The organism is uncultured Cardiobacterium sp. (assembly GCF_938028185.1).
In the GTDB taxonomy this organism is placed as follows: domain Bacteria; phylum Pseudomonadota; class Gammaproteobacteria; order Cardiobacteriales; family Cardiobacteriaceae; genus Cardiobacterium.
The window spans coordinates 1-4883 of the sequence record NZ_CALJAH010000246.1; the positions used below are offsets into that span (position 1 = coordinate 1).

The window sequence follows — 4883 nt, forward strand, 5'->3', positions numbered from 1 at the left end:
ATTGAGCTGGATGCCCTGCGGCAGGGGCAGCGGGCAGCCGTCGGGTTGGCCGATGGCGGTGCGGGCGGCGAGCAGCAGTGCCAGTAATGGCATGATGGTTTTCATGGTGTCTCCGGTTTACATACAAGGTAGCGGGGATCGTGTATGTAAATGGTGATTTATGGCGGATAGTGGACGTTTTGGCATTGGTGGTATGCGGGCTAACCCCATCCCCAGCCCCTCCCCCACCGGGGGAGGGGAGCCGGATACATACAGGGTAGCGGGGGAGGTGTATGTAAACGGGCGCTAAATCGCCCAGCCCGGTTCGGAGCTGACGCTTTGCTGTTTGCGCACGTATTGTTCGACCGCCTCGCGCGTCGCCCCCGGCACGATGCGGTCAATCAGGTCATAGTGGAAGGCGCGCAGCCGCATTTCGTTGTGCCAGACGAGGTAGGTGTTGAAAATCGGCATCCAGCGCTCCAGCGGGAACATCGCGAGATCGCTGTCCTTGTCCGCATCAAACGCCATGTCGGCGATGACGCCGATGCCCAGCCCCTGACGCACATAACTTTTGATCATCTCCGCGTTGCGCGCGGTCAGCACGATGCGCGCCGCAAGCCCCCGCCCCGCCATCGCCCGCGCCAGCGCCGACGGCTCCTTGTGCGAGGTGACATAGGTAATCAGCGGGTAGGGGGCGAGGCTGGTCAGGCCTTCAAACGGCTTCTGCGTGATGGCGTGGTCGCGCGGTGCCACCGCCACCGCCGACCAGCTTTCCGCCGGCAGCATGAACAGGCCGCGCAGCAGCAGGTTGTACGGCGTCAGGTCGCTCGCGGAAAACCAGGCGAAATCGGCATCGCGCTCCTGCACCATTTGTAAAATCTGCGCGTTGGTGCCTTCGATGACGTTCATCGGCAACTGCGGGTAATCGTGCTGAATGGCGGGCAGAATCTGCACCAGACGGTTATGCGCCAGCGTGTGCGTGGTGGCAATGGAGAGCTGCGACAATGCGAACAGGTTATGGTGCTCGCTCAGGCGGGCGATGTTGTCCATCGCCACCATAATCCGCTCGATGTCCGGCATCATCGCCTCGCCGACCTCGGTCAGACCGATGAACGCCTTGCGGTTGCGGCGGAAAATCGGCGCGCCCAGCAGCTCCTCCGCCATCTTGACCTGCTTGCTCACCGCCGGTTGCGACATATGCAGCACCTCCGCCGCCGCCGTCACATTGAACCCGGACTGCACAATCGCCGCAATGCACTGTAACTGCTTGAATTTCATCCGCTCACCCTCGCCAAAAAACAACCCCCATGCAAAAAACATACCAATATAGCCATATACCCAAAGCCTCAGACAAGGCGCGCCGCCGAAGACAGTACGCCTTTGTACGGCGCGGGTTTCCCTAAAAAATGGCTCCGCCATTTTTTAGGGTGCCCGGTCAGGCGGCGCAACACAGTATGAGGCTTTAGGGGGATGGCTAACGGCGCGGCATCTTACCCCGCCACGCCCCTCCCGCCTATAACCAAAACGGGGGGTGCTTATGCCAAAAAGGCATAACGCGCCCCGGCGAAGCGTATTACCATGCGCCCCGTCACAAACCACAAGGAAACACCTCCATGAAATACAACAGCGTCCTCGACACCATCGGCAACACCCCGATCATCCGCATCAACCGCCTGGCGCCGAAACACGTCCAGCTCTACGTCAAAACCGAATCACGCAACCCCGGCGGCTCGGTCAAAGACCGCCTCGCCTACGCCGTCATCAACGACGCCGAAAAACGCGGCGTACTCAAACCCGGCCAAACCGTGGTCGAAGCCACCTCCGGCAACACCGGCATCGCGCTGGCGATGGTCTGCGCCGCCAAAGGCTATCCGTTTGTCGCCGTCATGACCGAAACCTTCTCCGTTGAGCGGCGCAAACTCATCCGCAGCTTCGGCGGCAAAGTCATCCTCACCCCCGCCGCCGAGCGCGGCGTCGGCATGGTCAGAGTCGCCAAAGAGCTGGCGGAGAAAAACGGCTGGTTCCTCGCCGACCAGTTCGCCAACCCCGCCAACCCGCAATACCACCGCGAAACCACCGCTGCCGAAATCCTGCGCGACTTCGCCGGTGAGCGCCTCGACTACTTCGTCAGCGGCTACGGCACCGGCGGCACCATCTCCGGCACCGGCGAAGTGCTGAAAGCGGCACGCCCGGACCTCAAAATCGTCGCCACCGAACCGGTGAACGCGCAACTGCTCGCGGGCAAAGACTGGGCGCCGCACAAAATCCAGGGCTGGACGCCGGACTTCATCGCTAAAACCATGAACCAAAACATCTACGACTACCTCATCCCGGTTGGCGACGAAGAATCCCGCGACACCGCCTTGGCACTCGCCGCACAAGAAGGCATCTTGACCGGTATCTCCGGCGGCGCGACCTTCAACGCCGCGCTGCAATTTGCGCAACAGGCGGAAGAAGGCTCGGTCATCCTCGCCATGCTCCCGGACGGCAGCGAACGCTATATGTCCACCTTCCTCTTCGAGAGCATCAACGAAGGCTCGGACGACCATCTCCTCCCCTGATTCTTCTTATACCTTTACCTTTACTACACTCCTGTATCTGTTTGCCGGTCGCCAGACCGGCTTTTTTTGCAAGCCTGCTCCGTAGTCAAAGTGATAAATACGCATTGTTTTTACATGATTTTTGCTGATTGATAAAAAAACCTGCGACACGCATAATCCAGTACCAATCATCAACCCGACGCAACCGGAGGCATCATGCAACTGCGTTTATCCGTACTGGCTACAATCTGCGCCACATCTATCCCTGCCATTTCCCTTGCCGAACCGCCGCCACCTGCGTGGTCTTATAGCGGCAAAGACAGCCCGGAACACTGGGGCGATATCAGCCCGGTGTATGCCACCTGCAAATCCGGCAAGAACCAATCGCCTGTTGATCTGTCTGCCGTGCAGGCACACACAGACAATAGCGCTACATTCCATTACGAGCCGCTGCACTATACCGTTGAGAATAACGGAAAAACCATCAAGGCAACCCCGGCAGAAAACGTGCAGGCACTGCAACTGGGCGACAAAAAATTTACCTTCCGGCAATTCCATTTCCATACGCCAAGCGAGCATACCTTTTTGCAAAAATATTTCCCGATGGAAGCGCATTTCGTGCATAAAGCCGACGATGGTGCATTGGCAGTATTGGGCGTGATGTTTGTCGAAGGCGAAGAAAACCAGGCATTGCAGCCCTTGCTGGCGCAAAAATTACAGAGTGGGGAAAAATATACTCTCACCGAAATACTGGACATCACGCCGCTGTTTCCGCAGGGGCTTGAACATTTCCGTCTCAACGGCTCGCTTACAACCCCGCCCTGTAGTGAAGGCGTAAACTGGGTGGTCTTCAAAACCCCGGTAAATGCCAGCAAAATGCAATTGGAAGCGATGCGGGCAATGATTGGCCAAAATAACAATCGCCCGCTACAGCCATTGAATGCACGAATTGTGATAGAAGAATAAAAAGTAAAGTACAGAAAAAAAGAAAGCTGCACGGAAAAGTGCAGCTTTCTTTATTTATACGACAATGGACTATTCATCCATGAGCCATGCCACCGCTTCAATTTTGTGGCCGTCCAAATCGCGGACGAAGCAGCCGTAATACTCCTTGCCGTAATGCGGGCGCGGACCGGGCGCGCCTTCGTCCTTGCCTCCGGCGGCGAGGGCGGCGGCGTAAAAGGCATCGACTTCGGCGCGGCTGGTGGCGAAAAAGGCGACGTGGACGCCGTTCGCCGTCGCCGCTGGCTGGCCGTCATGCGGGCGCTGTATCCAAAATTCAGGGTAGGCACGCCCATAAGCCACCGCCTGATGCTCGCTCAAATCGAGGGTGCGGCGGATGTTAAGCGTCGCCAGCACTTTGTCGTAAAAGGCGACGGCCTGCGCGAAGTGGTTGGTGCCCAATGAGACATGGGAGAGGATGCTGGGGTTTTCGTTCATGGATTGGCTCCGGTGGGGGGTTAAGAAAAGGGTTTCAGGCATTGTTGCCATCGCTGGCGAGCGGCAGCCAGATGTCGGTCAGCAGCTCCTGCGGCGGCGTGGTTTTGCAGTCGTTGCGGTATTCTTCGATGCAGGGCGCGTCGGCGACTTGCAACGGCGTGTTGAGCAGCCAGTCGCGGTAGAGCCAGTCGTAGGCGCGGTGCAGTTCGGCATAGGCACCGCGATGGTGCAGTACGGCGTAGCGTCCGCCCGGCAGCAGTCGCCGGGTGAAAGGAGCGGCGACTGGCGCATCGCCAGTGTAAATGGCGACTTCGGCACGCAGCGCGGTGGCCGGGCAGGCGTCGGGGTCGTCGTAATAGATGCCGAAGTAGCGCGCCTGTGCGGCGGGCAGTTGACCGCGCAGGGTGAGCAGGCTTTCAGCGTGGCTGAGGGTCGCGCCGATGTTCATGTAGTCGCCGTGGTGCGGCAGGATGGCGACCGGCAACGGCGCGATGTCGCGGATTTCCAGCGGGTACGCGCTGGTTTCAACCGGCGCCGGGGCAGGGCAGGGCGCGCCGCCACGGGCGCGGTAGTCCTGCGGGTGCTGGCCGTAGGCTTCGCGGAAGATGCGGATGAAGGACTGGGCGTTGCCGCCGTAACCGCAGGCGCGGGCGATCTCCGCCAGCGGTTTGTCGCCGCTGAGCAGCAGGTGCGCGGCGTGGTGCAGGCGGATGCGTTTCAGGGTTTCGGCGATGGTTTCGCCCATGACCACGCGGTAGATGCGGTGCCAGTGACAGGGCGAGAGGCAGGCGATGTCGGCGAGGCGGGCAAGGTCGATTTCGTGCGGGTAGTGGCAGTGCAGGTATTGCAGCACTTTGGCGAAACGGGCTTCGTTGTATTCGGGGTGGCGCATGGGGTTCTCCTTGGCGCGCATTATGCGGGCGC

The 4883-nt window shown here is 59.8% G+C and carries 5 protein-coding genes; 2 read left to right on the forward strand and 3 right to left on the reverse strand.

The annotated features are described in order from the left end of the window. Nucleotides 1-285: 285 nt before the first annotated feature. Nucleotides 286-1257, reverse strand: coding sequence for a LysR substrate-binding domain-containing protein (locus Q0349_RS07105; protein ID WP_298080176.1), 972 nt, complete (start codon nt 1255-1257; stop codon nt 286-288). Nucleotides 1258-1592: 335 nt separating this feature from the next. Here Q0349_RS07105 and cysK point away from each other — a divergent pair, with 335 nt between their 5' ends. Beyond that, nucleotides 1593-2540 (forward strand): cysteine synthase A, encoded by a 948-nt coding sequence (gene cysK / locus Q0349_RS07110; protein WP_298080177.1) that lies wholly within the window; start codon nt 1593-1595, stop codon nt 2538-2540. Between the two features lie 195 nt (nt 2541-2735). After that, on the forward strand, nt 2736-3485 hold the full coding sequence (locus Q0349_RS07115) for a carbonic anhydrase (protein ID WP_298080178.1): 750 nt from the start codon (nt 2736-2738) through the stop codon (nt 3483-3485). A 69-nt stretch (nt 3486-3554) separates the two neighbouring features. Here Q0349_RS07115 and Q0349_RS07120 read toward each other — a convergent pair whose 3' ends face one another. Together Q0349_RS07120 and Q0349_RS07125 are read right to left on the reverse strand one after the other, a co-directional pair. Beyond that, entirely contained in the window at nt 3555-3959 is a 405-nt protein-coding gene (locus Q0349_RS07120; protein WP_298080179.1) for a VOC family protein, read from the reverse strand. Between the two features lie 34 nt (nt 3960-3993). Then, nucleotides 3994-4883, reverse strand: an 890-nt coding sequence (locus Q0349_RS07125) for a GyrI-like domain-containing protein (protein WP_298080180.1), incomplete at its 5' end; no start/stop codon positions are given.